The 25522-nt window shown below is 72.0% G+C and carries 17 protein-coding genes; 9 read left to right on the top strand and 8 right to left on the bottom strand.

Annotation, left to right across the window (positions count from 1 at the left end):
* Positions 1-8 precede the first annotated feature (8 nt).
* The gene (locus tag ETAA1_RS10905) at positions 9-884 is read left to right on the top strand and encodes a WD40/YVTN/BNR-like repeat-containing protein (RefSeq protein ID WP_145237542.1); all 876 of its coding nucleotides are present in this window, start codon (positions 9-11) and stop codon (positions 882-884) included.
* Here ETAA1_RS10905 and ETAA1_RS10900 read toward each other — a convergent pair.
* Positions 881-1894, bottom strand: coding sequence for an HD-GYP domain-containing protein (locus tag ETAA1_RS10900; RefSeq protein WP_145237539.1), 1014 nt, complete (start codon positions 1892-1894; stop codon positions 881-883). The two genes, ETAA1_RS10905 and ETAA1_RS10900, sit on opposite strands and share 4 nt — an antisense overlap.
* A 212-nt stretch (positions 1895-2106) precedes the next feature.
* On the opposite strand from ETAA1_RS10900, the gene ETAA1_RS10895 reads away from it, so the two are divergent.
* Together ETAA1_RS10895 and ETAA1_RS10890 are read left to right on the top strand one after the other, a co-directional pair.
* Positions 2107-4353, top strand: a complete 2247-nt coding sequence (locus ETAA1_RS10895) for an Ig-like domain-containing protein (RefSeq protein WP_145237538.1) — start codon at positions 2107-2109, stop codon at positions 4351-4353.
* A gap of 23 nt (positions 4354-4376) precedes the next feature.
* The gene (locus ETAA1_RS10890; protein WP_145237535.1) at positions 4377-7322 is read left to right on the top strand and encodes a hybrid sensor histidine kinase/response regulator; all 2946 of its coding nucleotides are present in this window, start codon (positions 4377-4379) and stop codon (positions 7320-7322) included.
* A gap of 6 nt (positions 7323-7328) precedes the next feature.
* On the opposite strand, the gene ETAA1_RS10885 is transcribed toward ETAA1_RS10890, so the two are convergent.
* The 6 genes from ETAA1_RS10885 to ETAA1_RS10860 form a co-directional block, all read right to left on the bottom strand.
* On the bottom strand, positions 7329-8696 hold the full coding sequence (locus ETAA1_RS10885) for a cytochrome P450 (RefSeq protein ID WP_145237532.1): 1368 nt from the start codon (positions 8694-8696) through the stop codon (positions 7329-7331).
* A 121-nt stretch (positions 8697-8817) separates the two neighbouring features.
* Positions 8818-13539: a protein kinase domain-containing protein gene (locus ETAA1_RS10880; protein ID WP_145237529.1), complete on the bottom strand. Its 4722-nt coding sequence runs from the start codon at positions 13537-13539 to the stop codon at positions 8818-8820.
* The gene (locus ETAA1_RS10875; RefSeq protein ID WP_145237526.1) at positions 13536-13763 is read right to left on the bottom strand and encodes a hypothetical protein; all 228 of its coding nucleotides are present in this window, start codon (positions 13761-13763) and stop codon (positions 13536-13538) included. The genes ETAA1_RS10880 and ETAA1_RS10875 overlap by 4 nt, the downstream gene beginning before the upstream one ends.
* Positions 13760-14299, bottom strand: a complete 540-nt coding sequence (locus ETAA1_RS10870) for a hypothetical protein (RefSeq protein ID WP_145237523.1) — start codon at positions 14297-14299, stop codon at positions 13760-13762. Before ETAA1_RS10870 ends, ETAA1_RS10875 begins: the two co-directional genes overlap by 4 nt.
* A 6-nt stretch (positions 14300-14305) precedes the next feature.
* A complete protein-coding gene (locus ETAA1_RS10865; RefSeq protein WP_145237520.1) occupies positions 14306-14578 on the bottom strand; it encodes a WXG100 family type VII secretion target in 273 nt (90 codons plus the stop codon).
* 106 nt (positions 14579-14684) lie between these two features.
* Positions 14685-17582 carry a serine/threonine-protein kinase gene (locus tag ETAA1_RS10860; protein ID WP_145237517.1) on the bottom strand — a complete coding sequence of 966 codons (2898 nt, stop codon included), beginning with the start codon at positions 17580-17582 and terminating at the stop codon, positions 14685-14687.
* 256 nt (positions 17583-17838) lie between these two features.
* Here ETAA1_RS10860 and ETAA1_RS10855 point away from each other — a divergent pair, with 256 nt between their 5' ends.
* The 3 genes from ETAA1_RS10855 (at position 17839) to dprA (ending at position 20193) form a co-directional block, all read left to right on the top strand.
* The gene (locus ETAA1_RS10855; protein ID WP_202920820.1) at positions 17839-18774 is read left to right on the top strand and encodes an SPFH domain-containing protein; all 936 of its coding nucleotides are present in this window, start codon (positions 17839-17841) and stop codon (positions 18772-18774) included.
* Positions 18775-18789: 15 nt separating this feature from the next.
* The gene (locus ETAA1_RS10850; protein WP_145237511.1) at positions 18790-18984 is read left to right on the top strand and encodes a hypothetical protein; all 195 of its coding nucleotides are present in this window, start codon (positions 18790-18792) and stop codon (positions 18982-18984) included.
* Positions 18985-19062: 78 nt separating this feature from the next.
* Positions 19063-20193: a DNA-processing protein DprA gene (gene dprA / locus ETAA1_RS10845; RefSeq protein ID WP_145237508.1), complete on the top strand. Its 1131-nt coding sequence runs from the start codon at positions 19063-19065 to the stop codon at positions 20191-20193.
* On the opposite strand, the gene ETAA1_RS10840 is transcribed toward dprA, so the two are convergent.
* Entirely contained in the window at positions 20190-22979 is a 2790-nt protein-coding gene (locus tag ETAA1_RS10840) for a hsp70 family protein (RefSeq protein ID WP_145237505.1), read from the bottom strand. The two genes, dprA and ETAA1_RS10840, sit on opposite strands and share 4 nt — an antisense overlap.
* 40 nt (positions 22980-23019) lie before the next feature.
* On the opposite strand from ETAA1_RS10840, the gene ETAA1_RS10835 reads away from it, so the two are divergent.
* Genes ETAA1_RS10835 through ETAA1_RS10825 form a run of 3 tightly spaced genes read left to right on the top strand, consistent with a single transcriptional unit; the run spans position 23020 to position 25521 of the window.
* Entirely contained in the window at positions 23020-24030 is a 1011-nt protein-coding gene (locus ETAA1_RS10835) for a hydantoinase/oxoprolinase family protein (protein WP_202920819.1), read from the top strand.
* A complete protein-coding gene (locus tag ETAA1_RS10830; RefSeq protein WP_145237499.1) occupies positions 24027-24596 on the top strand; it encodes an amino acid kinase family protein in 570 nt (189 codons plus the stop codon). Before ETAA1_RS10835 ends, ETAA1_RS10830 begins: the two co-directional genes overlap by 4 nt.
* A 58-nt stretch (positions 24597-24654) precedes the next feature.
* Complete coding sequence (locus tag ETAA1_RS10825) at positions 24655-25521, top strand: DUF1559 family PulG-like putative transporter (RefSeq protein ID WP_145237496.1); 867 nt, start codon at positions 24655-24657, stop codon at positions 25519-25521.
* Position 25522: the final 1 nt, after the last annotated feature.

The following is a 25522-nucleotide window of genomic DNA, read 5'->3' as shown; positions in this document are numbered from 1 at the left end:
TCAACCCCATGCCCCGCCCGCTGTTCATTGCCGCCGGCCAGGACGGCGTCCGCCTCGCGTCCGCGGACGGCGTTACCTGGGCCGACCGTCAGGCCGGCCGCGAAGGCGAGACGTACCGCGCCGCGGCCGCGGGGAACGGCCTGCTCGTCGCCGTCGGCAGCTACGGCGGCGACAACATCCTGGCGGCCACGGCCGACGGCCGCGCCTGGCGGACTGGCAAGCACGAGGCGAAGTACGTGCAGTACCTCCGCGGGCTGGCGTTCGGCAACGGCTCGTTCCTCGGCCTCGGCGGCGACCCCGGCTCGGTCGGCAGCTCGAAGCCGTTCGTGATGCTGTCGAAAGACGGCGTCGCCTGGGACGGCCCGCACGACATCCCCGGCCGGCACATCCTTCGCCGCGCCGCCTGGGGCGCGGGCCGGTTCGTCGCCGTCGGCGACCGCGGCCGCCGCGCCGCCTCCCCGGACGGGCGAACCTGGACCGATGCCGCCGAGGCCCGCGCCCTCGACACGCTCGTCGACGTGGCGTTCGGCGCCGGCGTGTTCGTCGGCGTCGGCCTGCACGGGTTGCGCATGACAAGCGCGGACGGAGTGACGTGGTCGGAGCCGGTCCGCGGCGAGGAGGGCGAGCACCTGAACAGCGTGGTCTTCGCCGCCGACCGGTTCGTGGCGATCGGCGCGACGGCGACCTACACGTCAGCCGACGGCCGCCGCTGGGAGCGGCACGCGGCCGAGAACGGCCCGCAGGCGGCGGCGTTCGGCCACGGCGTGTTCGTGGGGGCGAGCTGGCGCGGCCGGCTGATGCGTTCCGAGGACGGCGTGCGGTGGCGCGAGACGCACAAGAGCGACCAGCACCTCGGCGCCGTCGCGTTCGGGATGGTGAACTAAACCGGCGCCGCCTTCATGCGCATGGTCCCCGGCGTACGCTCGTGGGGTTGCATCACAGCCCCGACGCCGATCGTGTTCAGTCTGTGCATCGGCAGGGCGCAGAACTCCTCCACCAACTCCGGGTCGAGCCCGCCGCCGACCGCGTCCTTCCGCAGGATGGAGAGGCTCACGTCCGTCGGCAGCGACGCGCGGTACGGCCGGTCGCTGCTCAGCGCGTCGTACACGTCGGCCACGGCCAGCACCCGCACCAGCAGCGGAATCTTCTCGCCGGCAAGGCCGTCGGGGTAGCCGGTGCCGTCCACCCGCTCGTGGTGCCAGCGGACGAGCGGGATCACGTCGCGGACCGACTCGATCGGCTCGATCATCCGCACGCCCTGCACCGGGTGCTCGCGGATGACGGCCATTTCGTCCGGCGTCAGCGGGCCGGCCTTGTTGAGGATGGCGTCGGGTACAGCGATCTTGCCGATGTCGTGGAGGATGGCACCGCGGCGCAGCAACTCCTGGTCCGCGCCCGACAGCCCGAGCCGGGACGCGAGCGCCAGGGCGTACCCCTTCACGCGCTCGGAGTGGCCGCGGGTGAACGGGCTCTTGCCGTCTACGGCGCGGGCGAACGAGTAAACCACCGTCTCGCTCGTTTGCAGGGTGACGATCCGCCGGCCGACACGCAGCCGGGCGGCCAGCTCGCCGCGGTCGAACGGCTTCGTGACGTAGTCGTCGGCCCCGCCCTCGAGCGCCTCGGCGGCGCTCGCCTTGCCGTCGCGTGAGGTGAGGATGATGACGTACGTCGGCTCGGGCCGCGGCATCGCGCGGAGCCGGCGGCAAACCTCCACGCCGTCGGCCTTCGGCATCATCCAGTCGAGGACGGCGATGCGGGGGGCGGCGTCCGACTCGAGCACGGCCCACGCCGCCTCGCCGTCGGCGACCGCGGTCACCTCGTACCCCCACTCCCGGAGCGTCGCTTCCAGCGCGCAGCGGTAGAAGTGGTTGTCGTCGGCGATGAGCACCTTCATGGGCGCGAGACCCCGCGGCCGGAGGGCGGACCGGTCACCCAAGCGTAGGTCACGCCGGCGCGGGTTCAAGCGGGCGCCGGGCGCGGCGATTCCGGCGGCGGCCGAATTCGGCCCCGGCCTGAATCCGCGGCCGATTCGGCCGAAACCGCTCGCGATTGCCGCATCGGGCGAAGGGCGTGCTATGGGTTAAGCCACCCGCCCCGATTCGAGGCATGACCCACGTCCCCCCCGTCCGCCGCCGGCTCGCCGTCGAAGCTCTGGAGTCCCGCGTCCAGCCGAGCGCCAGCCTGGACCCGCTGCCTGCCGCGGTCACCACGGCGACGGTAGCCGGACAGCTACCGCTCGCGGTCGTGGACTTCCCGCTCCCCACTCTCAGCCCCCGACCTGCCCCCGTCACGGCCGCCCCGGCCGCGTCCGCGCCGTTGGTCGTGAGCGGCCTAGGGCAGGTGACGTACCTCGCCGCGTTCGACACCTCGGGAGCGGGCGGCGGGGCGATGATCTCGGCCGCGCCGGCCTTGCCTGCTGCGCTGATCGTGGCCGTCGACACGACCCCACCGACGGCCGTGGACGACGCCTACACGACGGCCGTCCGCACGAGTGTCCTTTCCCTCGACCTGGTGGTCGGAGTTCCCGGGGGGCTTCTCGGGAACGACCTGAGCCCCGGCGGGGCGGTACTCACCGCGTCCGCCGTGGCGCTGCCGTCGAACGGCCTGCTGCTCCTCAGCCCGGACGGCTCGTTCGTGTACACCGCGTTCGTGACCTTCACCGGCACCGACTCGTTTACCTACGTCGTGACCGACGGCGTCATCACGTCCGCCCCGGCGACCGTGGTCGTGACAGTCGCCGCCGCGAACCGGGCACCGGTGGCGTCGCCCGACGCTTACACGGTGGCGGAGGACACAACTCTCTCGGCAGGCGCCCCCGGCCTCCTCGGCAACGATACCGACCCGGACGGCGACACCCTGACGGCACTTTTGGAGACCGCCCCCGCCGTCGGCACACTCGTGCTGACCACCGGCGGCGCGTTCACCTACACGCCACCCGCCGGCTGGTCCGGCACGACCTCGTTCACGTACCGCGTGACCGACGGCAGCATGAGCCCGGCGCCGGTCACCGTCACGCTGAACGTCGTTGGCGCCGTCGCCCGGCCGGCTGCGGTGGACGACGACTACGCCGTCGCCGCCGGCGGCACCCTGAGGGTGACCGCACCCGGCGTGTTGGCCAACGACACGCCTTCGGGAATCGGGACACTCACGGCCGTTCTCAACAGCGACCCAGGCCACGGCACGCTGACCTTCGACCCCGACGGCTCGTTCACGTACACGCCCGACGTCGGGTACGCCGGGACCGACTCGTTCGGCTACTCGGCGGCGGACGGCGGCGGCGTCACCGGCGGCACAAGGGTGCGGATCTTCGTCCACAGTACCAACCGGCCACCGGTCGGCGGGGTGGACACCGCGACCACCGTCGCCGGTACGCCGGTCACGGTCTCGGCCGCGACCGTCCTGGCGAACGACTCCGACCCCGACGGCGACGTGCTGGCTGCCGAGTTGGTCGCCGGCGGCGCGCACGGGACTGTAACGGTCGCGGCCGACGGGTCCATGACGTACACGCCGGACGCCGGGTTCCACGGGACTGATACGTTCACCTACCTCGTCACCGACGGTCAGCTCCGCTCGGGGCTGGTACAGGTGACGGTAACGGTAGCGAACCCGCCCACGCCCGAACCCCCGCCGACACCCGATCTCTTGCCACCGGTACCGTCGCCGACCGGCACGGCCGGGCCGACGATTGCTGCCACGCCGCCCGACTCGGTCGCGCCGAGAGCCTCGGACTCTTCCGACGGCGATAGCCCGCTCGGTGGCGCTCCCGGGGGAACCGTCAGTCCGGTGCCCGCCGTCTCGTCCGGCACGCCGACCGGGAACTCCCAGCCGGCAGGCACGCCGACCGCGGCAGACGCGGGTCGTGTGTACGCCGCCGGCGACGCTCCGGTACTGCCCGAGGCACCAGCGCCGGCGCCGCAGCCGTCCCCCGCCACGCAACCCCAACCGGTGCCCACGGCGCCGGAACCGTCGGCACCGGCGGCCGCCGTGGCGTTGCCGCCCACGGTTCCGGCGACGGCGCCGGTGCCGATCACGCCTGCGATCACGACGCCACAAGCGGCGGTGAACCTGCCCGCGACGCTGCTCGCGCCTCTGGACCGCGTCCGCGACGAACTCCGGGCCGAAGCGGCAGAGCGGGCCACCGCCGACTCCATCGTCGTGTCGGGTACCGTGGCGGTCGCCGGGATGGTGCTACTGAACACGCGGGCCGTGTACTGGTTCCTCAGCGCCCTGCTGGCTCGCCCGGCGGTGATGCGGAGGTTCGACCCGCTGGACGTCATCTTCGCATGGGAGCGCGACGCCAGGCGGCCCCGCGACGGCGGCCCGGACGACTCCCTGCAGGCGATGGTCGGCTGACCGCGCACCCCGAGCTTCCCGCAATGAATCGCGTCTGCTTCGGCCTCGTCAGCCTCCTCCTCTGCGTGCTGTTCCTGGCGCGGAACGTCGGCGTGCTCGCGGACCCGGACGCGGCCGAGCTCGCCCGCCGGCAGGCCGTGTGCGAGGCCGTCGCGGTCGAGTGCGCCGTCCTGTCGTACCGCGGCGAGTCGCCCGCCGCCGCCGAGTCGTTCGCCCGAGCGGTTGCCCGCCGCAGCCCCGAGGTTCTGTCGATCGGCATCCGGAACGCCGACGGGCGCCTCGTCGCCGACACCGGCGGGCACACCCAGCACTGGGCCGACGCGACCGACACGGCGACGCCCACCCACTTACAGGCCGAGGTTCCGAAGGCGGACGGCAGCGCGTGGGCGCGCGTCGAGGTGGCGTGCCGGCCGCTGCCGTTCTCGGGCGCGTGGCGGTACGCCGGCGGGTCGATGCTTCCACTCCTGGCGTTCTGCTCGGTCGGCTGGTTCGCCGCCACCGCGGTCTACCTGAGGACCGTGCTGCGCAAGATCGATTTGGCCGAGGCCCGCGTGGTACCCGACCGCGTCAAGGCGACACTGAACACACTCTCCGAAGGCGTCGTAGTGTTGGACCGGCACGGCGTCATCGCCCTGGCCAACGACGCCTTCGGCCGAGCGGTCGGCGTGCCGGCCGACGACCTGCGCGGCCGCCGGGCGTCCGACCTGCCGTGGTCCGCGGGGGCGGTGCCGATCTCCGAGGCGGAGCACCCGTGGGTCAAAGTGCTGCGCGACGCCGCCCCGCAGACCGGGCACGTCCTCGGCCTCCGGGCCGGCGAGGGGAAGACGCTCTCGGTCAACTCCACGCCCATCCTCGCCGACGACGGCAGCTGCCGCGGCGCGCTGGCGACGTTCGACGACCTCACCCCGGTGGAGAAGGCGCGGGCCACGGCCGAGGCCGCGAACCGGGCCAAGAGTGAGTTCCTGGCCAACGTCAGCCACGAAATCCGCACCCCGATGAACGCCATCATGGGGATGACCGAACTCGTGCTCGAGGGCGGTCGGCTGACCGGCGAGCAGCGAGAGTGCCTCGGCATCGTCGGCGAGTCGGCCACGGCGCTGCTCGGCGTCATCAACGACCTCCTCGACCTGTCAAAGATCGAAGCCGGCAAGTTCGACCTCGACCCGGCCGACTTCGACCTCCGCGCCGTGCTCGACGACACGCTGCAAGGTCTGGCCCTACGGGCTCACACGAAGGGGCTCGAACTCGGCTGCGACATCCCGGCCGACGTGCCCGACGTGCTCGTCGGCGACGCCGGCCGGCTGCGTCAGGTGGTGGTCAACCTCGTCGGCAACGCCATCAAGTTCACGCACGCCGGCGAGGTGTTCGTCCGCGTCCGCGTCGGCGAGCGGTCCGCCGGCGTCGCGAACCTGCTGGTCAGCGTCGTGGACACCGGCATCGGCATCCCGTCGGACAAGCTGCAAGCCGTCTTCGAGCCGTTCACGCAGGCCGACGGCGGCACCTCGCGGAAGTACGGCGGCAGCGGCCTCGGCCTCACCATCTCGGCGCACCTCGTTCGGCTGATGGGCGGCGAGGTGTGGGCCGAGAGCACCGTCGGCCGCGGCAGTGCGTTCCACTTCACCGCCCGGTTCGGGGTGCCGAGCCACTCGCACGCGTCACTGTCCTTGTCCGACTTCTACCTGACCGAGGGCGGACCGGTCCTGGTGGCCGAGGACAACCTCACGACGCAGCGCGCCCTGGCCGGTATGCTGGAGCGGCTCAACTTCCAGCCGACGACCGCGGACGACACGCCGTCCGCGCTGGCAGCTCTGGAAGCCGCAGCGGCCGCGGGCACGCCGCTTCCCCTGCTGCTGGTCGACGCCACCCTCCCCGAGCCGGACGGCTTCGTGCTCGCCGAGCAGGCCGTCGCCCGCCGCCTCGCACGGTCGGTGGTGGTGCTGCTCTCCTCGGCCGACCTGCCGCGGGACGTGGAGCGCTGTCGGACGCTCGGCGTCGCCCACCTGCGGAAGCCGGTCCGCCGGGTCGACCTGGCCCGTGTGCTTCAGCTCGCCGTCGACCCGACGCAGCTCACCGGGGGCGTACCGACGCCGGCGCCGCGCGTGACGCCGCCGGCCGGTCCGACCGGGTTGCGGGTTCTGGTGGTGGAGGACAACCGGTTCAACCAGCTGGTAACGGCGAGGAAGCTGGAGCGGTGGGGCCACAGCGTCACCGTCACCGCCGACGGCCGTGAGGCGCTCACGGCCCTCGCCGACCGCTCATTCGATTTGATGTTCACCGACTTGCAGATGCCGGACATGAGTGGCTTCGAGCTGGCTGCGGCCGTCCGCCGCTCCGAGGCCGGCGGCCGCAGCCGAATGCCGATCGTGGCCCTCACCGCGCACGCCATGTCCGGCACCCGCGAGGAGTGCCTCAACGCCGGGATGGACGATTACGTCTCGAAACCGGTCCGCGACGACGACCTGCACGCGGTACTGCGGCGCGTCGCGGTGCCCGCCGAGTCGGGCGCCGAGGACACAAACGCGCGGCACCGGCAGGACACGAACGACGTCCGGACGCCGGCCGACGCGACGTTCGACCGCACGACGGTGCTCGAACGGGTCGGCGGCAACCGCGACGTGCTCCGCCAGTTGGTCGGCGTCTTCTACCAGGACTGCAACACGCAGATGGCCGCGCTCCGGGCCGCGATTGGCAACGGCGACGCCGACGGCGTCCGGGACGCGGCCCACACCGTCAAGGGAATGGTGGCGTTCTTCAGCCAGCCCGGCGCCACCGAGGCGGCGCGGGCGCTGGAGGACATCGGCACGCGCGGCGAGCTGAGCGGGGCGGCCTCCCGGTGCGCGGAGTTGGCGCGGGAGCTGGCGAGGATCGAGGCGGGACTGGCCGAGTTCGCCCCGCCGCCGGCCGACGGCTGGCACCTCGGCTTCGCCGACCGCTCCGAGGCCGAGACGGTGTGCCCCGCGGAACTGTGACACACGTCAGCGCGCGGCCAGCGTCGCCGGGATGCCGTACTTCGGCAGCAGCGTGATCTGCGGGTCGAAGTCGATGACCGCCGCGGGGTCGAGCGTGAACCGGTATCGCTGGCCGACCGTCGCCAGGAGGATCGCCGCCTCCATCAGCGCGAACGTGTTGCCGATGCACACCCGCGGGCCGCCGCCGAACGGGTAGTACGCGTACTTCGGAATCCGCTTCGCCAGCCCGTCCAGCCAGCGCTCCGGCTTGAACGCCCCCGGGTCCGGGAAGTACGCCGGGTCGCGGTGGTTGACCCACTGGCTCATGAAGATTGTGTACCCCTTCTTCACCCGGTAGCCGCCGAGTTCCAACTCCTTCGTCGCCTCGCGGCCGATGAGGTAAACCGGCGGGTAGACGCGCATCGCCTCGGCGATCACGGCGTCCGTGTACGGCAGGTTCGGCAGGTCGTCGGGCGTCGGCGAGCGGCCGCCGAGAACGGCCTTCCACTCAGCGACGAGCCGGTCCTCGGCCGCGGGGTTTTGGGCCAGCAACAGCCACGCCCAGCTCAGCGTCAGCGCCGTCGTTTCGTGGCCGGCGAGGTACAGCGTCATGGCCTCGTCGCGGAGTTGCCGCGGCGTCATCGCCGAGCCGTCCTCGTCGCGCGCGGCGAGGAGCCGCGTCAGCAGATCGACCGCCTCGCCGGCCGTGCTCCCCTGCCCTTCGCGCTCGGCGGCGCGCTTCTTCCCCGCGGCGATGAACCCGTCCATGACGGTGTCGAGGTGGCGGATGGCGCGCTTCAGCTTGCGGTTGGCCGGCGTCGGCACCCAGCGCGGCACCGCCAGCACGGTGCGGAACCGGGCGCTCATCAGGTCGAACGCCTCCCGCAGTGCCTCGACGAACGTGGCCCGGTCCTCAGTGCTTTCGAGGCCGAACAGCGTCTTGAGGGCGATCGCGCTGGTGAGGCCGCTGAACTCGTACTGCACGTCCACCCACTTCCCCGGCCGCCAATCGGCGAGCATCCGCCGCGTCAGTTCGGCCATCGCGGGGGCGTACGAGTGCACGCGCTGCTTCAGGAACGCGGGCTGACTGAGGCGGCGCTGGCGGAGCCAGAACTCGCCTTCGCTGGTGACCAGGCCGTTGCCGAGCACAGGCTTGTACATGCGGGCGCCGAAGTGCTTGATGTAATGCTTGGCGTCGGTCACCAGGACCTGCTCGATGAGTGCCGGGTCGGACGCCAGGAACATCCGCCGCGGGCCGAAGCGGAAGCTGGCGAGGGGGCCGTAGTCCCGGGCCACGTCGAGGAAGAAGTCGAGCCGGCGGGCGGTGAAGTCGCGGAGGCTGCCGCCGAGCCAGGAACTGCCGCGGGGGCCGGGCGGGAGTTGGTCGGAAGGCATGATTCACCACAGAGTCACAGAGGGCGCAGAGAGAAGACACAAAGCCGAAAAAAGACGTTGGTCCGAGCCCTGCATTGTCTCGGTCCTCTGCCTTCTCGCTGCGCCCGCTGTGACTCTGTGGTTATTTCTTCTTCCCGACGGCAACCACAGCCGCGTCGACCCACCCGGCCTCGGGTACGCCGTACGGGCGGAACTTCTCCGGCCGCTCCTGTTCTTCCTGGAGGAACAGCGCCCGGTGCCGGCCGAGCCGCGACGCCGCCGGGCTGTCCATCAGCGTGCTACTGTCGGTCGGGCTCATCTGGAACAGCACCCGCATCCCGAACTCGCGGAGCAGCGACCGGTCGAACGCGCGGTTCAGGTTCGTCAACGAGTCGCACCACGCCACCACGTGAACGCCGACGCCGGGGCCGTCCTTCAGCAGCGCGGCGAACCGCTCGGCCGGGCTCGGCTCGCGCTCGGCGCCGCGGCGGCTGAACGAGTAATCGTCTTCGGCCTTCCGCAACTCGCGGAACCGGTGGACGCCGAACACGAACAGGAACCGCGGGGCGCGGCCGCCCTCCCCCTTCGCTCGCCGCTCCACCTCCGCGGCGAGTTCGGCGATCGCCGCCGGCAGCGCGGGGCGGTCCGGGGCGCGGGCGTGACCGGGCACCTTCGCGGCGAGCCGGCGCAGCGTCTCGGCGTCGTCGGCGTCGTCCGGCGTGCCGTCGAGCAGGGTGAAGACGGGTGTGCCGGCCGGCGCGATCTGCCCCGCGAGCCCCAGCAGCGCGGCGGCGAACAGGCCGCGGGCGGCGTCTTCGTTCTGGCCGATCAGCAACAGGTTCGCCGACCCTTGGGGGCGGAACACGGCGACGGTCGGCTCCTTGATCGCCACCGGGTCGCCGAGCCACGCCGCGGGGGCCTTCGGCTCCGCCCACGTCTCGGCGGCCAGCACGCGGGCCAGGGCCGGGTTGCGGGCCGGGTCGGCGTCGCTGTTCCCCTCGAACACCAGCGGCGGCGGGTACTTCCCGGCCGCGCGCCGGCCCAGCTCGCGCAACACGCTCTCGCGCTTCTCCTCCGACAGCCACACCACCTGGAACGGGTCGTTCCCCTCGACGAGCCCGTTCTGGTCGTTGTAGATCGCCTCGCCGGGCCGGCTCAGCAGCCGGGCGGCGTTGTTGTCCTTGCTGAGGATCAGCTGAGCGTCGGCGTCCGAGCACTGGAGTGCGACGCGGACGGCCATCTGGTCGATGGTGCTCCGCGCCAGCGAGTACGCACCGCCCAGCGTCTGCGAGCCGAGCAGCACGTGCAACCCGAACGCGCGGCCCTGGCGGACGAGCCGGTCGAGGAGCAGTGCCGCCTCCTGGGCCAGCTTGTCGTCCTCGACGAAGAACTGCTGGAACTCGTCGACCACGAGCAGGATTCGCGGGCACGTCGCCTGCCCCTTCAAGAACTCGCGGTAGCCGGCGAGGTCGTTCACGCCCGCGTCGCGGAAGCGCTCGCCGCGCTCGCGGAGGATGCCGTCGAGCCGCTGGAGCACGCTCAGCCCGAACTCGCGCTCGCTCTGGATGGCCACGACCCGGGCGTGCGGCAGCTGGTACGTCGCGTACCACTGGAACTCGACCCCCTCCTTGAAGTCGATGAGGTACAGTTCGGCCTCGTCCGGGCTATAGTTGAGCGCCAGGTTCGTGATGAGGGCGTGCAGCAGCGTGGACTTGCCGGAGCCCGTCTTGCCGGCGACGAGCGCGTGCTGCGCGGTGCCGCGGCCGAGCACGAACGCCTGCCGGCGCGTCGCCCCGGCCCGGCCGACGGGCACGTCAAAGCCCTTCGCCGCACTCTTCGTCCACACCTCGTCCGGCTTCGGGGCGATGTACTCGAACGGCACCTCGACGCGGACCGCGTCCTTGCTCGCCTGCCCGACGCGGCGCACCAGTTGGGCCACCGTCGCGGCGTCGGGCGGGGCGTCCACCGTCAGCGGGAACGGGGCGAGGGCCGGCTCCTTGGGGCTGAACCGGCCGTCCTTCCAGTTCAGCACGAGGCTCGGCGCCTCCAGGTCGGACAGCACAAAATCGCGCGGCATGGCCGCCCGCGCGTCCACGCCGACGAGCACGCACACGCCGCACGACGGGCCGCTCTGCGCGATGCTCACGAGCCGCTTCGCCGCCTCGGGGCTGAAGTTCGCGGGGAAGTTGGCGACCACGAGCACGCGGTACGGCTCGGCCACCTCGCCGGCCACGCGGTTGTACTCCTCGATGCTCTTGTACTGGTTCCGCAGGTACTTCTGGATCACGCTGGCGACGTGGTCCGTCAGGTCCGTCAGCCGCGCCTCGATCTCGCGCGGCTCGGTCCAGATGCGGCCGGTCACCAGCTTCTCGTCGTGGTCGGCGAGGTGCATGAACGACGCGAAGTTGTCGCCGAGGCCGACGGGATCGACGATGGTGAAGCGCACCTTTCCCGGCGGCAGGCCGGTGAGGAACCGCAGCATCATCGCCTGGAGCGCCGCGACCGCCGCGGCGCGGCCGTCGTCGCGGGCCTTCAGCACGACGGAGCAGCGGTCGGGGAACGGCAGGAACGCCGGCGTCGGTCCCGCGAGGTCGGGGGGCGGCGCGAGCCGGGCGTCGGCCGAGACGCCGTCGGGGAGCAGGTGCGGGTCCACGGCCATGACGCCGTAGCGGATGCCGCCGGGGACCGTCGTGGGCAGCGCACGCCCGCCGGCGACCGTCGCCCAGTCGGGGAAGTCGGCGGCGGCCTCGGCGCGGAGGGCGATCAGCGTCGTCGTCGCTTCGACGGCGATGCCGTGCCACGCGGCCGACAGCCGTTCCCACGCGGCGTCGCGGGCCTCGGTCGCGTAGCCGATCTTGTCCTCGTGCGTCTCCTCGGCCGCCTTCAGCTCGGCCTTATTCCGCGCCGCGGAGAGGCGGCGGCCTTGCTTGTAGTCGCTCTCCGTCGTCGCGCCCTCGACGCCGCGCTTGCTCCGGACCGCGGTCGCGGCCGCCTCGAACTCCGCGCCGATCCGCGCCCGCTCCGCCTCGTACTGCTCCTTCTGCGTGGCGAGCAGCGGTTCGTAGTGCTCCTGTGCCTCGCGGCGCTTCCGGGCGTGCTTCTCGCGCGCCCGTTCGGTCTCCGCGGCGTACTCGGCGGCTGCGAACCGCTTCAACTCGGCGACCGCTGCCTCCGCCTCGCCGAGCCGCGCGCCCACGGCCTCGGCCTCGGCGAGCAGCCGGCGCCGGGTGCTGCCGAGTAGGACGAACAACTTGCCGCCCGCGTCCTTCCGCAGCGTCCCGATCGCGTCTTCGGCGGCGGCGATGGCCTTCTGCACGCGGGTGATGGGGTCGTCGTCGGTCGCCGCGGCGGCGGCCGCGCCGCTCACCGCCTCGCGGGAGGTGCCGGCCTTCTCGACCAGCGGCCCGGCCTCGGCCCACAGGCCGGCCACCTGCTCCTCCGCGGCGGCGGCCTTTCGACCGAGCGACTCCTTCTGATCGGCCGCCCGCTTCAGCGAACCCTCGAGCACGGAGTCGAGCGCCCACAGCTTGTCCTGGTACTCGGTCCGCCCCTTCTGCTCCGCGGAAGTGTACCGCAGCGACAGCGACGTGAGCCGCTCGTCGCGGGTGCGGGTGGCCGCGTACAGCTCGGCGTCGGCCCGCCCGTTCAGGTCGGTGACGGCGAGGGTGTAGTTCTCCTCGATGGCCGCCTGTTCCTTCTCGCGGGCGGCGGCGAGCGACTTCTTGGCCCGGCCGAGTTCGCGGTCGGCACGGTCGCTCGCCTCGCGGAACGCGGCGGCGGCGGCGGCCTCGGCGGCGGCGCGGGCCTTCGCGGCGTCGGCCAGGCGGGCCAGCGCCGTACGTAAACGGTCGTACTGGTTCGCGGCCATGCGGGAGGTTCCCGTGGGGCGATGGACGGCGGTCGGGTCGGACAGTTCCGGCGGCAGCGGCTCGCCCCGGAGGACGCGGCCCAGCGCGTCGGCCACGTCCGCGGCCGACGCGAACCGCCGGGCCGGGTCGGCGGCGAGGAGGCGGCGGACGACGACGTCCAGCGCCGCGGGCACGTCCGGCCGGCGGCCGCGGAGCGACGGGCGCGGGTCGGTGGCGGCGCGGCGGACGGCCTCGAGCGGCGTCTGCCCGGAGAACGGCGGCGCCCCGCTGAGCAGGAAGTACAGCGTGGCCCCGAGGCCGTAGAGGTCGGACCGGGCGTCGGCCCGGCGCGGGTCTTCGGCCTGCTCCGGGGCCACGTACTCCGGCGTGCCGAGGAACACGCCCGCTTCCGTCAGGGCGGAGTCGGACGGGTGCGAGGCCGGAAGCACCAGGCGGGCCACCCCGAGGTCGAGGAGCTTGACGCTCGCCGGCCCCGCGCCGTCGGCGGGGACGACCATGACGTTCGATGGCTTCACGTCGCGGTGGACGAGGCCGCACTCGTGGACGTGCCGCAGCCCTTGGGCTGCCAGGCGGGCGTACTCCACGGCCTCCCGCCACGGCAGCGAGCCGCGCTCGCGCACCAGTCGCACGAGGTCGAACCCGGGCACGTACTCCAGCACGAGGAACGGGCAGGGGGCGTCGAGCCCGGTGTGGTACAGGGCGACGACGTTCGGGTGCTGGAGCCGGGCGGCGGCGCGGGCCTCGCGCTCGAACCGCTCGCGCACGTCCGGCATGGCCAGCGCCGCCGGGGCGATCATCTTCAGCGCCACGACGCGGTCCAGGGCCGTCTCGCGGGCGCGGTAGACGACGCCCATGCCGCCATGGCTGAGCACCTCCAGTAGCTCGAACCCGGGCACGGCCACGGCGGGCGTGGCGTCGGCCGCCGCGGCGGAGCGGAGGGCGGCGGCGGCCGGGAGGACGACCGTGCCCTCGTCGGGTGATGGTGAAGGGCTCACAGGTTCCCCGGGTACTCGCACTCGCCGCGAATCTGGGTGAACAGCACGCTCAGCTGGTCGATCGCCCGCAGCGCCTCGCTCACGCCGGCGTCCAGTGGTGACACCACGGTGTCGTCGTGGTCGCGGCGGGCGGCGTCGTTCCAGTCGTCGGTGACGGCGAGCCAGTGGGCCTGCGCCGTCTTCTGGGCGTCGTACACCTGGCTGCGGGTGGTGCCGAACCTCACGGGGCGGCCTCCGGCGGCGGGGGCGGGGGTGCCGGCGGGGCGGCGGCGGGGGCGAAGTCGGTCCGCAGGCCCGCGTACGTCTCCAGCGTCTCGACCTGCCGGCCGAGGGCGGCGAGGCCGCGCGGCAGGTCGGCTTCGAGGAACCCGCCGAGACGGTTCGCCGGGCCGCGGTACATCTCGTCGATCAGCTTCGGCAGCCGGCCGATCCACGACCGTACGACCCGCACCTGATCCTCGGCGTATTCGAGCCGCGCCTTCGCCCGACGCAGCGCCCGCTCCTGAACGGTCGTGTCCGGCTCGCGGCCGTCCCAGCCGGTGAACTTGCGGGCCGACAGCTCGGCCTTCGCCTGTACCACCTCGTCCTCGCAGTCGCGGACCGCCTTCTGCCAGCGGCCGAGTTGCTCGTCGAGCCAGTCGAAGCCCCGGCGGAGCTCCAGTTCGACGCCGGCCAGCGACTCGGCCAGGCTCTCGCCGTAGCCGGCGAGGGCGGCGTACCAGTCGCGCAGCGCGGCGATCGATCTCACGTCCGCGGACATGGTGCGTTACCGCTGCGACAGGTATTCCTCGATCCGCTCGGCCTTGCGGAGGAGAAACGGGATGTACTCGCCGGACAGGTCGAGGAAGCGCTCCAGGGTCCGGACGACTTCCTCGAACTCCTGCTTGAAGCGCTCGTGTTCCTGGTCGCGCCACGAGTCGCCGAGGGCGACGAGCTGGCTGTGAAGGCCGGCCGAGTCGGCCTGCAGGTCGGCGTTGAACCGCTTCAGGTTCGCTGCAAACCGGCGGAGTTCGCCGGGGTCGACGATCGCCTGCGACATGGGGCCGGCTCCGGGGACGTGTCTACCGGATTATACCACCGCGGCGGCGAAAGCGGGCGCGGGGGTGGAAAGCCCCCGGGACCGCCGTCCCCGGGCGTCCCGTGTGCTAACTCCGCAGCAACCACCCGCCGACGGCGATCAGTACCGCCCCCGCGGCCAGACACACCGCCTCCGGGCTGATCGGCAGTTCGACGCCCGCGCCGTGTAGCAGCGACGGCCCGAGCAGTGCCAGCGCCGCGCCCGGTAGCGCCGCCGCGCTCGGCCGCCAGCCGAAGCAAACGACCCCCGTCATCATCAACAGGAACCCAGTCACGGGCGCCGGGTAGCCGCTCAGCGGCTTCACCAGCTCGGCCGGCAACCCGACCAACTGCAGCGGCTTCCCGGCCGCCTTGTCCAGCGCCGTGCCGGCCCCCGCGAAGTCGAACGCCGTCAGCTTCTGCAGGACGTTGTTGTCCTTGCTCAGCAGGCCGTTCTGGCTCATCCACAGCAGGCCGGCGGCGAACACCGCGGCGCCCAGCACGAACCGCGTCCGCTGGCCCAGCACCGCGTTGAGGAAGTACTTCGGCCCCATACTCCGGAGGGGCTTGCCGGCGATGTTCTTGCCCGGGTTCGGCCGGCGGCGCTCCTTCGCGGCGGCGACCATCTCGCGGACGCTGACCTCCTTCCCTTCCTTGCGGGCCTGCGTCGCCTCGGCCGCCTGCTCCACCATCCCCTCGGCCAGCTCCGCCGCCTTGGCCTTCGCCTCGGCCTTGCTCACGCCCTCGGCCTCCAGGGCCTTCGCCTCGATCCGCTGCAAGTGCTTCCGCTCCCGCGCCAGCCGCCGGGCTTCGAGCCGGGCGTCGAGCGCCTGTACCACCGGCTCGCGCCAGGTGCCCTGCTTCGTCCACGGCTCGCCGGTGTCGCCCTTGCGGTACGCCCGCGCGGCCAACTTCGCCTCGTACCCGAACAACCCCTCGTAAAACGGCTCCCAGTTCGGCCCGGCGTACTTGCACACGAACTGCCGCAGCGCCTCCTCGTCGAGCCCCTGCAGCCGCAGCGACCGTAACAGGCTGCGGGCGTCGTCCAGCGGCTCCTTCTGGGCCGTCGCGGCCGCCCGGTCGGCGGCGTACCACAGCCCCGCCGCCAGCGCCGCCGCCGCGACCGCGAAGGCGATCCAGCTCCACAACAGGCCGAACAGGTAGAGCGTCGCCAGGAACAGCAGCCCGCCGCCGACCACCATCAGCCAGTCGGTGAAGCCCATGCCGAACACGAGCACCCGGGCGCGGGTGAACACGACGTTGCCGCACAGTACCCCGTGCGTGACGAAGTACGCCAGCGGCGTCATCACCAGCAACCCGAGGATGCCGCCTGCGAGCCCCGGCATCCCGGCCAGGCCCGCGCCGACGACGCCGAGGCCGCACGCCGCCGCGAACGCCAGTGCGGCGACGGCCTTGAGCTTCCCCTTGCCGCGGACGTTGTACTGGCAGCAGAACTTCTCCAGTTCGTCGGCCTGGGACTCCTTCGGATTAAACGTGCCGCCTCGCTCGACGCCGAGGAAGCCTTCCAGAGCGGCGACCACCTCGTCCATCGAGGCGTAGCGGTCCGCCGGCTTCTTCGCCATCATCTTCAGCAGGATCGCGCTCAGCGCCTTCGGCACGCGCTTCACCACCACCTCGGGCGGGACCACTGCCTGCGTCTGGTGCTTGGTGATGATCTCGAGCGCCGTCTTGCCCTCGAACGGAGGCTTGCCGGTGAGCAGCACGTAGAGGGTACAGCCGAGCGAGTACACGTCGGCCCGCTGGTCCACGGTGCCGCTGTCCTTCCCCTGCTCCGGCGCCATGTACGCCGGGGTACCCATCACGGCGCCGGCGTGGGTGAGTTGGGTGATGCCGTCGTCGTCGTCGTCGCCGGCCGGCGACCCGGCCTGTGACGGAACGTCGCCGCTGCTCAGCTTTACGAGGCCCAGGTCGGCCACCTTCACGACGCCCTCGTCGTTCACCATCAGGTTGTCGGGCTTGATGTCGCGGTGGACCATCCCCTGCTTGTGCCCGTACCGCAGCCCGCGCGCCGCCTGCAGGATTAGGCCGACCGCGGCCTCCGGCGAGAGTTTCCCCTCCTCCTTGAGCCGCTCGCCGAGCGACTGGCCGTTGACGAACTCCATGCTGAAGAAGTGCCGCCCACGGTCCTCGCCGATGTCGTAGACCTGCACGACGTTGTGGTGCGTCAGCTGGGCCGCGGCGTACGCCTCGCGGGTGAACCGGGCCACAAAGCTGGGGTTCTGCGCCACTTTCGGGTGCATCACTTTGAGCGCCACCTTGCGGTCGAGCGAGATCTGCCGGCCCAGGAGCACGGCTCCCATCCCGCCCCTGCCGAGTACCCGCAGCACCTCGTAGCCGCCGAGGCGGGCCGGCGCGTCGGCGTCACCGAGGACCTCGCTGGCGTCTCCGGACTTGGCCGCGATCAGCTTCGGCTTCACCTTCGGCGTCAGCACCGGCTTCGGGCCGACGCTGAAGTCGACGTTGTCCGTACCCCCGGGCGCGGCCGTGAAGTCGCCGGTGGCCAGGGCGTCGGTCCGGTCGGGAACGCCGCGCGCTGCCGGGGCGTCGGCCTCCGTGAACTCGCCGGTCGCGCCGCCGGTTTCGGGCGAGTCGGTGAATTCGCCGGTGCGCTCCGCCACGCCGGCGGGCGGTGACATCTCGCGGGGGCCGTCGGGCTCGGTGAAGTCGCCGGTCGCACCCGGGCTCGGCATCGCGCCACCGACGACGACCGACTTCGAGGGTTGGCGGGCCGCCGGGCTCACGGCTTCCGGCTCGGTGAACGCGCCGGTGGTGGTGGGGTCGGTCGCCTTAACGGGTACGAGCGGCGGGTCCTGGGCGACGGCCATCGCGGCGGCGTCGGGGTACGTCGCCCACTGGACGTGGAGGACGAACGCCGTCTGACACTTCAGGCACTTGGGGGCATAGCGGCCGGGCTTCAAGTCTTTGGGCGCGAGCCCGGCCCCGCAGTGGGGGCACCTGGCGGACATGGGCGTAACCCTTACAGACCCCGCCCCGCCAGGTAGGGAAACACCCGGAATCCCGGGACGACGCGAACGATAGCGGCAGGGAGGAAACCCTCGGGCGATTATAACGCCGGTGCGCTTTTACCGGGTATCAGAAACCGGCCCTGCCACCCCGTTCGATTCCGGGCCGTTTCCGAAAATGCGGCCGAGTGCAGGACGAACACCACAGCAGCGGGTAAGATTTCAATATGATATCACTCCGCAATCAGGGGGATGCGTCGTGGACGACCGCGAACTTCGGCTGGGGTCGGGATGGATGGGGCTGGCCTGGGTGCTCGCGCTGCTGGGCGGCATCATCGGGCTGATCGCGCTGGCGGCCAAGTGGCGGGAGCCGCTGCTGATCTGGGTCATCGTGCCGCTGGGTTTGATGTGGCTCGTGAGCCTGTTCGGGTTCGTCGTGAACGGGCCGAACCAGGCCCGCGTCGTGCAACTGTTCGGCACCTACGTCGGCACCATCCGGGAGGTCGGGTTCTTTTACGGCAACCCGTTCTACTGGCGGACGCGGGTGAGCCTGCGGGTGCGGACGTTCGAGACCGGCGTGCAGCGGACCGAGGAGAAGAAGGACGCCTCCGGGAACGTGACCGCGGCCGCGACGCAGCGGCGGCAGCCGCTGAAGGTGAACGACGCCGACGGTACGCCGATCGAGATCGCCGCGGTGGTGGTGTGGAAGGTGACGAACGCGGCCGGCGCGGTGTTCAACGTGGACAGCTACGAGGGCTACGTCGAGACGCAGGCGGACGCGGCCCTGCGGGCGCTGGCGAGCCGCTACTACTACGACGCCCCGGCGGAGGCGTCGCACTCGCTCCGCGGCCACATCGAGGAGGTGGCGCTGCAGCTGAAGCAGGACATCCAGGCGCGGATGGCCCCGGCCGGGGTGGAGATGATCGAGGCGCGGATCAGCTACCTGGCGTATGCCCCGGAGATCGCGGCCGCGATGTTGCAGCGGCAGCAGGCCGGGGCGATCGTGGCGGCGCGGGCGCAGATCGTGGCCGGGGCCGTCGGTATCGTGCAGCACGCGCTGGAGCAGTTGGAGCAGTCGAAGGTGGTCGAGCTGGACGGCGAGCGGCGGGCGGCGATGGTGAGCAACCTGCTGGTGGTGCTGTGCGGCCACAGCACGCCGCAGCCGGTGCTGAACACCGGCACCCTGTACACCTGAGCCGGGGGTGCAGCCGTGGCGAAGAAGGCGTTCCTGTTGCGGGTCGATCCGGCGGTGCTGGCCGCGGTTCAGAAGTGGGCCGAGGACGACCTGCGGAGCCTGAACGGGCAGATCGAGTTCCTGCTGCGGCAGGCGCTGGCGCGGCGCGGGATGAAGCTCGCGCCGCCCGGCGCCGAGCCGCCGTCCGGGTCCGACGACGGCGGACAATAACCGGCTCACTCGCCGCCGCCGCCGATTTCAAATCGGAAGCCCGCTGACAGCCGCCCGCCGGCCGGGTACGATCGCGAGATGCCGCCCGTACCCGACGCCGTCCGCGACCACCTCGCACTCGCTCTGGTTCCCGGCCTCGGGCCGAAACTCACCGCCGCCCTCCTGGAACGATTCGGCTCCGCAGCCGCGGCCCGGCAGGCCACCGCCGCTCAGCTGCGCACCATCCCTCACATCGGCGACAAGACCGCCTCCGAACTGGCCGCCGCGCTGCGGGCCGTGGACCTGAAGCGCGAGCTGGAGTTGATCGCGTCCTTCGGTGTGACGCCCGTCCCGCTGGGCTTCCCCGACTACCCGCCGCCGCTGGTGCCGCTGACGACCGCGCCGCCGCTGCTGTACGTTCGCGGGGCGTGGGCCGAAGCCGACGCGACCGCTGTCGGCATCGTCGGCTCGCGGGGGTGTACCGCCTACGGCAAGAAGGTTGCCGCGGACATCGCGCGCGGGCTGGCGCGGGCCGGCATCACGGTCGTTTCGGGCCTGGCGCGCGGCATCGACGGCGCGGCCCACCGCGGCGCCCTCGAAGGCGGCGGCCGGACCATCGCGGTACTGGCCGGCGGGCTGGCGAGCATCTACCCGCCGGAGCACACCGAACTCGCGGACCAGGTCGCGGCGGCGGGCGCGCTGATGACGGAAACGCCGATGACGGTGGCCCCGCAGCCGGGGATGTTCCCGGCGCGGAACCGCATCATCAGCGGGCTGAGCCGCGGCGTCGTGGTCGTGGAGGCGAACGTCAAGAGCGGGGCTCTCATCACCGTGGAGCACGCCCTGGAGCAGGGGAAGGAGGTGTTCGCGGTGCCCGGGCCGACCGACAGCCCGGCCAGCGCCGGGTGCCTCGAACTGATCCGCAAGGGCGCCCGGCTCGTTCGCACCGCCGCCGACGTCCTCGACGACCTGAACGGCCTCGCACCGCTGGAATGGAAGCCGCGGGCAGCGCCCCAGCCGACGCTGTTCCCGGACCCGCCGCCGGCCGCGCCGACGAACCTGGATCCGGCGCAGCAGGCGCTGTGGGACCAACTCGCGTCGAAGCGGCACGCCGACGAGCTGAGCCGCGACACCGGGCTCGGCGCGGGCGAGCTGGCGAAGGCGCTGATGCAGCTGGAGTTGAAGCGCCTCGTGCGGCGGCTGCCGGGGAACTACTACGAGCGGCGCTAACCGCCCGCAAGCCGCAACCCGATCGGCAGCGACTCGCCGAACAGCCGGGCCTGCTCGTCGCCGTCGTTGCGGGTTACTTCCTCGACCATCTCCCGCCATGCCTTCGGGCCGAAGTTGCCCCGCAGTATCGTGAGCACGCGCTCGCGGGTCGTGTCCGACACGTCCACGGCGCGGAGGCCGCTGCGGCGGGCGAGTTGGGACAGCGCGAACAGCCAGCCGTTCCGCTCGTTGTCGTTGCCCGGCTCGAACTCCAGCAGCTGGTCGATCCACCCCTCCACGACCTCGGGGTGAACCAGCGTGTTGAGCGGGCCGTACAGCTGCACCCGCGCCCCGAGCCGCGTCAGGCTCCAGAAGGCGTACACCGGCACCGGCGACTTCTTCACTTCGCGCAACAGTGCCGCCGCGAGGTGCTCCTTCGTCTTGGAATCGAGCCGCTCCAGGCTCGCCGCGGCGCGCCACATCTCGGCGAACTCGTTCGCCGGCGGCTTGCTGTACGCCTTACCCTTCGTCGGCAACAGCGCCGGCCGCAGCCGCGCGAAGAGTGCCTGTTGCAGGGCCGTGTTCAACCCGCCGCTGACGCGCCGCCACATGATCCAGTAGTCGGCCCCGCCCTCGGGCACGGCGGCCTTCTTCGGCCCGGCGGGGGCACTGGCCGCGGCCGTGATGAGCTTCCACAGCGCCTCGACGCGGTAGCGGTCGACCGGGTCGCCGAACCCCGGGCGGAGGCAGAAGCCGACGAGGTTGTACCACCGCCCCAGGTGCTGCGGCGACCGCCCGCGGCCGGCGGCGTGTTCCTCCAGGAAGCCCCACAGGCGGCGGATCAAGCCGGTCGGCCAGTCGCCCCGCGGCGACTCCAGCGCCGCCTCCAGGAGCTTCGGCAGCTCGGCCGGCGCCGCGCTTTCCGCGAACGTCGCCGCGACCGCGCCGCCCGCCGCCTGCACCTTCTCCTCGGGGAACACGTCCACGACGCCGGAGGGGCCGTCGTCGTCCGGTTCGCCGGCCGCGGTCGGCTCGCGGAGGACGTCGCGGACGTTGAATTCGAGCCGCCAGCGGTTCCCGTCGCGGGACACGCAGTACAGTTCCAGCGTGCCGATCTCGGTACACTTCGCGGCCAGCGTCACCGGCACGCGCTTCGACCCGGCGCGCTTCCCGCCGCGCAGCACGGTGTGGAGTGGCGGGAGTTGCAGCAGCGATTCTGGCGGCAGGCTCAGCACCGCGCCGGGCGGGTCGTCGCCGCGCACGGTCGAGGTGTACAGCGGGAACAGCACCGGCTCGCCGAGCGCCAGTTCGAGCTCGGGCTGCGGCAGCCGCACCTCCTCACCTTCCTGCAACCGCCGCGGCACCACACAGAGCACGGACAGCTTCCCGCCCTCGGCCGGCGCCCCCTCGACGCCGACGTAATAGCTGCGCGGGATGCCGCCGCCGATGCGCTTGCCACCCGAATGCTTCAGCCACGCGAAGTACGCCGCGCCCCACGCCACCGCCAAGTCGAGTGACGGGCTGGTCAGGATGAGCGGCTTCCACTCGCGGCCCGGCGCCTCGAACCACGGCCGCATCACCTCGACGACGCGGTCTTGCAGCACCTTGGGCTGGAAGACGCCGCCGTTGAACAGGATGGCGTCCACCGTCGTGCTTTCCCCGGGTTGCTGCCGCAGGAACGAGGCCAGGTGCCGCGTCACCGCCGGGTCGGCGACGTACGGCAGGCCCATCTCCTGCAAGCCGACGCGGGCGCCGCGTGCGGGTTCGGCGTCGGCCGGCACCGCGGGGAAGAAGCCGTCGGCGATGGCCGCGAGAACGTCCGCCGCCGTCACGTTCACCGACACCGTGCCGCCGACAACGGATCGGCCCTTCCCCACCACCGTGACCGGGTACGTGGGAGGGGGGTCGTCCGCGAGTAGCACTTCCTTCGCGGCCCGGCACGCCTGCACGAGCGCGCCGAACTGCGCCGCGTCGAGCTTGCCGCCGGGGAGCTTCCCCTCCACCGCCTTCGCCAGCGCCAGGTCCATGTTGTCGCCGCCGAGCAGCAGGTGGTCGCCCACCGCGTCGCGGACGAAGCCGAACTCGCCGTGCTCCTCCGTCGCCCGGATCAGGCTGAAGTCGCTGGTACCGCCGCCGACGTCCACGACGACGCAGCGCATGCCCGGCTTCAGCATCCCGGCCTCTTGCGCCGAGTGCGTGCCGAGCCAGGCGTAGAACGCGGCCTGCGGCTCCTCCAGCAGCGTGACGTGCTTCAGCCCGGCCTGCTTCGCCGCGTCGGCGGTCAGGTTGCGGGCCACGTCGTCGAACGACGCCGGGACGGTGATGACGACCGACTGTTCCTCGAGCTTGTCGTCGGGCTTGTGGTGCGCCGCGTTCCACGCCTCGACGACGTGCCGGAGGTAGCGCGCCGACACTTCCAGCGGCGACAGCCGCGGCACGTCCGGCGGGGCGGCCCACGGCAGCAGCGGCGCGGTGCGATCCACACCGGGGTGGCACAGCCACGACTTCGCGCTGCTGACGAGCCGACCGGGAATCTTCGCTCCATGGTTGCGGGCGAACACGCCGACGACCTCGCCGGGGCTTTCCTTCCACGGCAGGTCAATGGCCCCGGGGGCGAGGTCGTGCGGCCCCGGCAGGTAGAGAAACGACGGCAGCAGCGGCCGGTCCTGCACCTGCCCGGCAGCGACGACCTGGGCGACGTTGAACGTGTGGAGCTTCGGGCCGCCGGTGTTGCGGGCTTGCGAATCGACGTAGGCGACGGCCGAGTTGGTGGTGCCGAGGTCGATGCCGACGAGGTAGCGGGGCATGGGGTCTTTCGCGGGCCGGTCGGCGGAATATCCTGCCCCGATGGGCACAGCGGGCATTTTAGGACTCGACATCGGCGGGGCGAACCTCAAGGCGGCGACGGCCGACGGCCGGGCCGCGTCGGTGCCGTTCGCCCTGTGGAAGCAACCGGACAGGCTCCCGGCCGCTCTCGCCGAGCTGGTGGCGCAATTCCCGGACGCCGCCGAGCTAGCGGTGACGATGACCGGCGAGCTCTGCGACTGCTTCGAGACGAAGCGGCAGGGCGTGAACGCCATCCTCGACGCAACCGAACACGCCGCGGCCGGCCGGCCGGTGCGGGTGTGGGGCACGGACGGGGCGTTTCACACGATCTCGGAATCACGCGCGAATCACCTGACGGTCGCCGCCGCGAACTGGCACGCGCTGGCGACGTTCGCCGGCCGCTTCGCCCCGTACCACGGCGGCATCCTGATTGACATTGGAAGCACGACGAGCGACCTGATCCCGCTCGACAGCGGGCTGCCGTCCACTTACGGGCTGACCGATTGGACCCGCCTTCAGGTACGGGAGCTCGTGTACGCGGGGGTGCGGCGCACCCCGGTGTTTGCCGTCTACCCCGATCGCGTGTGTGCGGAACTTTTCGCCACCACGGCAGACGTGTACGTCGTACTCGGTTTGTTGCCCGAGAACGAACACGACACGGATACTGCGAACGGTAGACCGCTCACGGTTGAGCACGCCCTGACCCGACTGGCCCATGTGCTGGGGGCGGACCGCGAGGAACTCGGCGACGACCACCTGATTCACTTCGCCACCCGTGTCCACGATCGCCTCCGCGGGCAACTCGCGGACGCAGCACGGGGGGTGTACTACGACCAGCAGCAGGCACCCGAGTTACGGACAGCGATCGTTTCGGGCACGGGTGAATTCCTTGCGCGACAGGTGATCGATCGCGTATTTGGAGGAGCACCAATCGAACGCACCGTCTCACTGAACGACGAACTCGGCCCGACGGTGTCGGCGTGCGCGCCGGCCTACGCGGTCGCGGTGCTGGCGGCGGAGGGGCGGGCGTGATCGTCGTGAAGGTCGGCGGCAGCCTGTACGACTGGCCCGGCCTCGGCCCGGCGCTGCGGGCGTTCGTCGCCGCGCTCGACCCCGCCCCGGTGCTCGTCGTCTCGGGCGGCGGCGGGTTCGCGGACGCCGTTAGGATGCTGCACCGCGTGCACGGCTTTACCGAGGAGCAAGCTCACTGGCTGGCGATCGATTCGCTGTGGCCGGCGGCCATGTTTCTCAGTGAACTTCTTGGCGCCGGTCTGACGGACAGCCTCACGGCGACGGGCGACCGCGTCAGCGTCTTTGACGTAACGACCTACTGCCGCTCGTACCCCGTCCCGCTGCCACACAGTTGGGAGGTAACTACCGACTCGCTGGCGGCGTGGGTTGCACGCGCGGTTCGTGCCGACCAGCTACTCCTGCTGAAGTCTGTGGACGTTCCCCCAGGCACACCGTGGGACGAAGCCGCGGCGCGTGGCTGGGTGGACGGCTACTTCACCCGCGCCCTCGCCGGCTTCGCGGGACGCACGGAAGCCGTGAACCTGCGCACCTGGGGCGGAAACGCGCTGGCGGGCGGCTCGCGGTAGACGTTAGGATTCGGGGAGAACACGTCTCGCACTCGCATTCTCCTGTCGGAGCCCGCCCATGTCCCGCGCGCCGCGTGCGTTCACGCTCATCGAGTTGCTGGTGGTGATCGCCATCATCGCCATCCTCATCGGGCTGCTGCTCCCCGCCGTCCAGAAGGTCCGCGAGGCGGCGGCCCGGGCGAAGTGCGCCAACAACCTCAAGCAGATCGGCATCGCCTTCCACGCCTACCACGACACCGCCGGCTTCGTTCCCACCGCCGGCAGCGACGGCGGCGTCGGCAACAACCCGGCCGTCAACCGGCTCGACTTCGGGTGGACGTACGAGATCCTGCAGTTCGTCGAGCAGGAGCCGCTCACCCGCGTCACCAGCGTGGCGACGATTCGGGTCACGCCGCTGGCCGTGTACGGCTGCCCGAGCCGGAGCGGCCCGCGGGTCGTCGGATCCAGCGCCAAGAGCGACTACGCCGGCAACGGCGGCACGAACCCGAACGCCCGGCCGACCCGGAACTGCACCGGCCCGATCGTCCTCAGCCGCGACGGCCTCAGCACCCCGACGTACCCCGGCGTCATCCGCTTCTCGGCGGTCCGCGACGGCCTGTCGAACGTGCTGTTCGTCGGCGAGAAGATCGTGAACCTGGACAAGACGTGCTGCGCCGACAACGAGTCGTGGGCCGGCCCCGGGATCGACGCCGACATCATCCGCGGCAGCCGCACGAACGGCACCGGCGGGTGGACGCCGGCCCAGGACCGCCGCGACGCCGGCGTGCCGGACGACGAGTATTATCGCTTCGGCTCCGCCCACGTCGGGGGCATGAACGCACTGCTCGGAGACGGGTCCGTCCGCATCATCCGCTACACCGTGGACCCGGTGCAGTTCCAGCGGCTCTGCCACAAGTCGGACGCCGCCCCGGTAAACTTCGACTGAC

Origin of the sequence: Urbifossiella limnaea, assembly GCF_007747215.1 — a bacterium.
In the GTDB taxonomy this organism is placed as follows: Bacteria; Planctomycetota; Planctomycetia; order Gemmatales; family Gemmataceae; genus Urbifossiella; species Urbifossiella limnaea.
The sequence above is the reverse complement of the archived record's forward strand: the minus strand, read 5'-3'. Positions and strand labels throughout refer to the sequence as shown.

Bases quoted from the DNA above. Each gene is read 5' to 3' on its own strand.
- ETAA1_RS10825 (WP_145237496.1), top strand. From the start codon at position 24,655: ATGTCCCGCGCGCCGCGTGCGTTCACGCTCATCGAGTTGCTGGTGGTG.
- ETAA1_RS10865 (WP_145237520.1), bottom strand. From the start codon at position 14,578: ATGTCGCAGGCGATCGTCGACCCCGGCGAACTCCGCCGGTTTGCAGCG.
- ETAA1_RS10895 (WP_145237538.1), top strand. From the start codon at position 2,107: ATGACCCACGTCCCCCCCGTCCGCCGCCGGCTCGCCGTCGAAGCTCTG.
- ETAA1_RS10890 (WP_145237535.1), top strand. From the start codon at position 4,377: ATGAATCGCGTCTGCTTCGGCCTCGTCAGCCTCCTCCTCTGCGTGCTG.
- ETAA1_RS10900 (WP_145237539.1), bottom strand. From the start codon at position 1,894: ATGAAGGTGCTCATCGCCGACGACAACCACTTCTACCGCTGCGCGCTG.
- ETAA1_RS10870 (WP_145237523.1), bottom strand. From the start codon at position 14,299: ATGTCCGCGGACGTGAGATCGATCGCCGCGCTGCGCGACTGGTACGCC.
- ETAA1_RS10885 (WP_145237532.1), bottom strand. From the start codon at position 8,696: ATGCCTTCCGACCAACTCCCGCCCGGCCCCCGCGGCAGTTCCTGGCTC.
- ETAA1_RS10840 (WP_145237505.1), bottom strand. From the start codon at position 22,979: ATGCCCCGCTACCTCGTCGGCATCGACCTCGGCACCACCAACTCGGCC.
- ETAA1_RS10905 (WP_145237542.1), top strand. From the start codon at position 9: ATGCCCCGCCCGCTGTTCATTGCCGCCGGCCAGGACGGCGTCCGCCTC.
- ETAA1_RS10835 (WP_202920819.1), top strand. From the start codon at position 23,020: ATGGGCACAGCGGGCATTTTAGGACTCGACATCGGCGGGGCGAACCTC.
- dprA (WP_145237508.1), top strand. From the start codon at position 19,063: ATGCCGCCCGTACCCGACGCCGTCCGCGACCACCTCGCACTCGCTCTG.
- ETAA1_RS10860 (WP_145237517.1), bottom strand. From the start codon at position 17,582: ATGTCCGCCAGGTGCCCCCACTGCGGGGCCGGGCTCGCGCCCAAAGAC.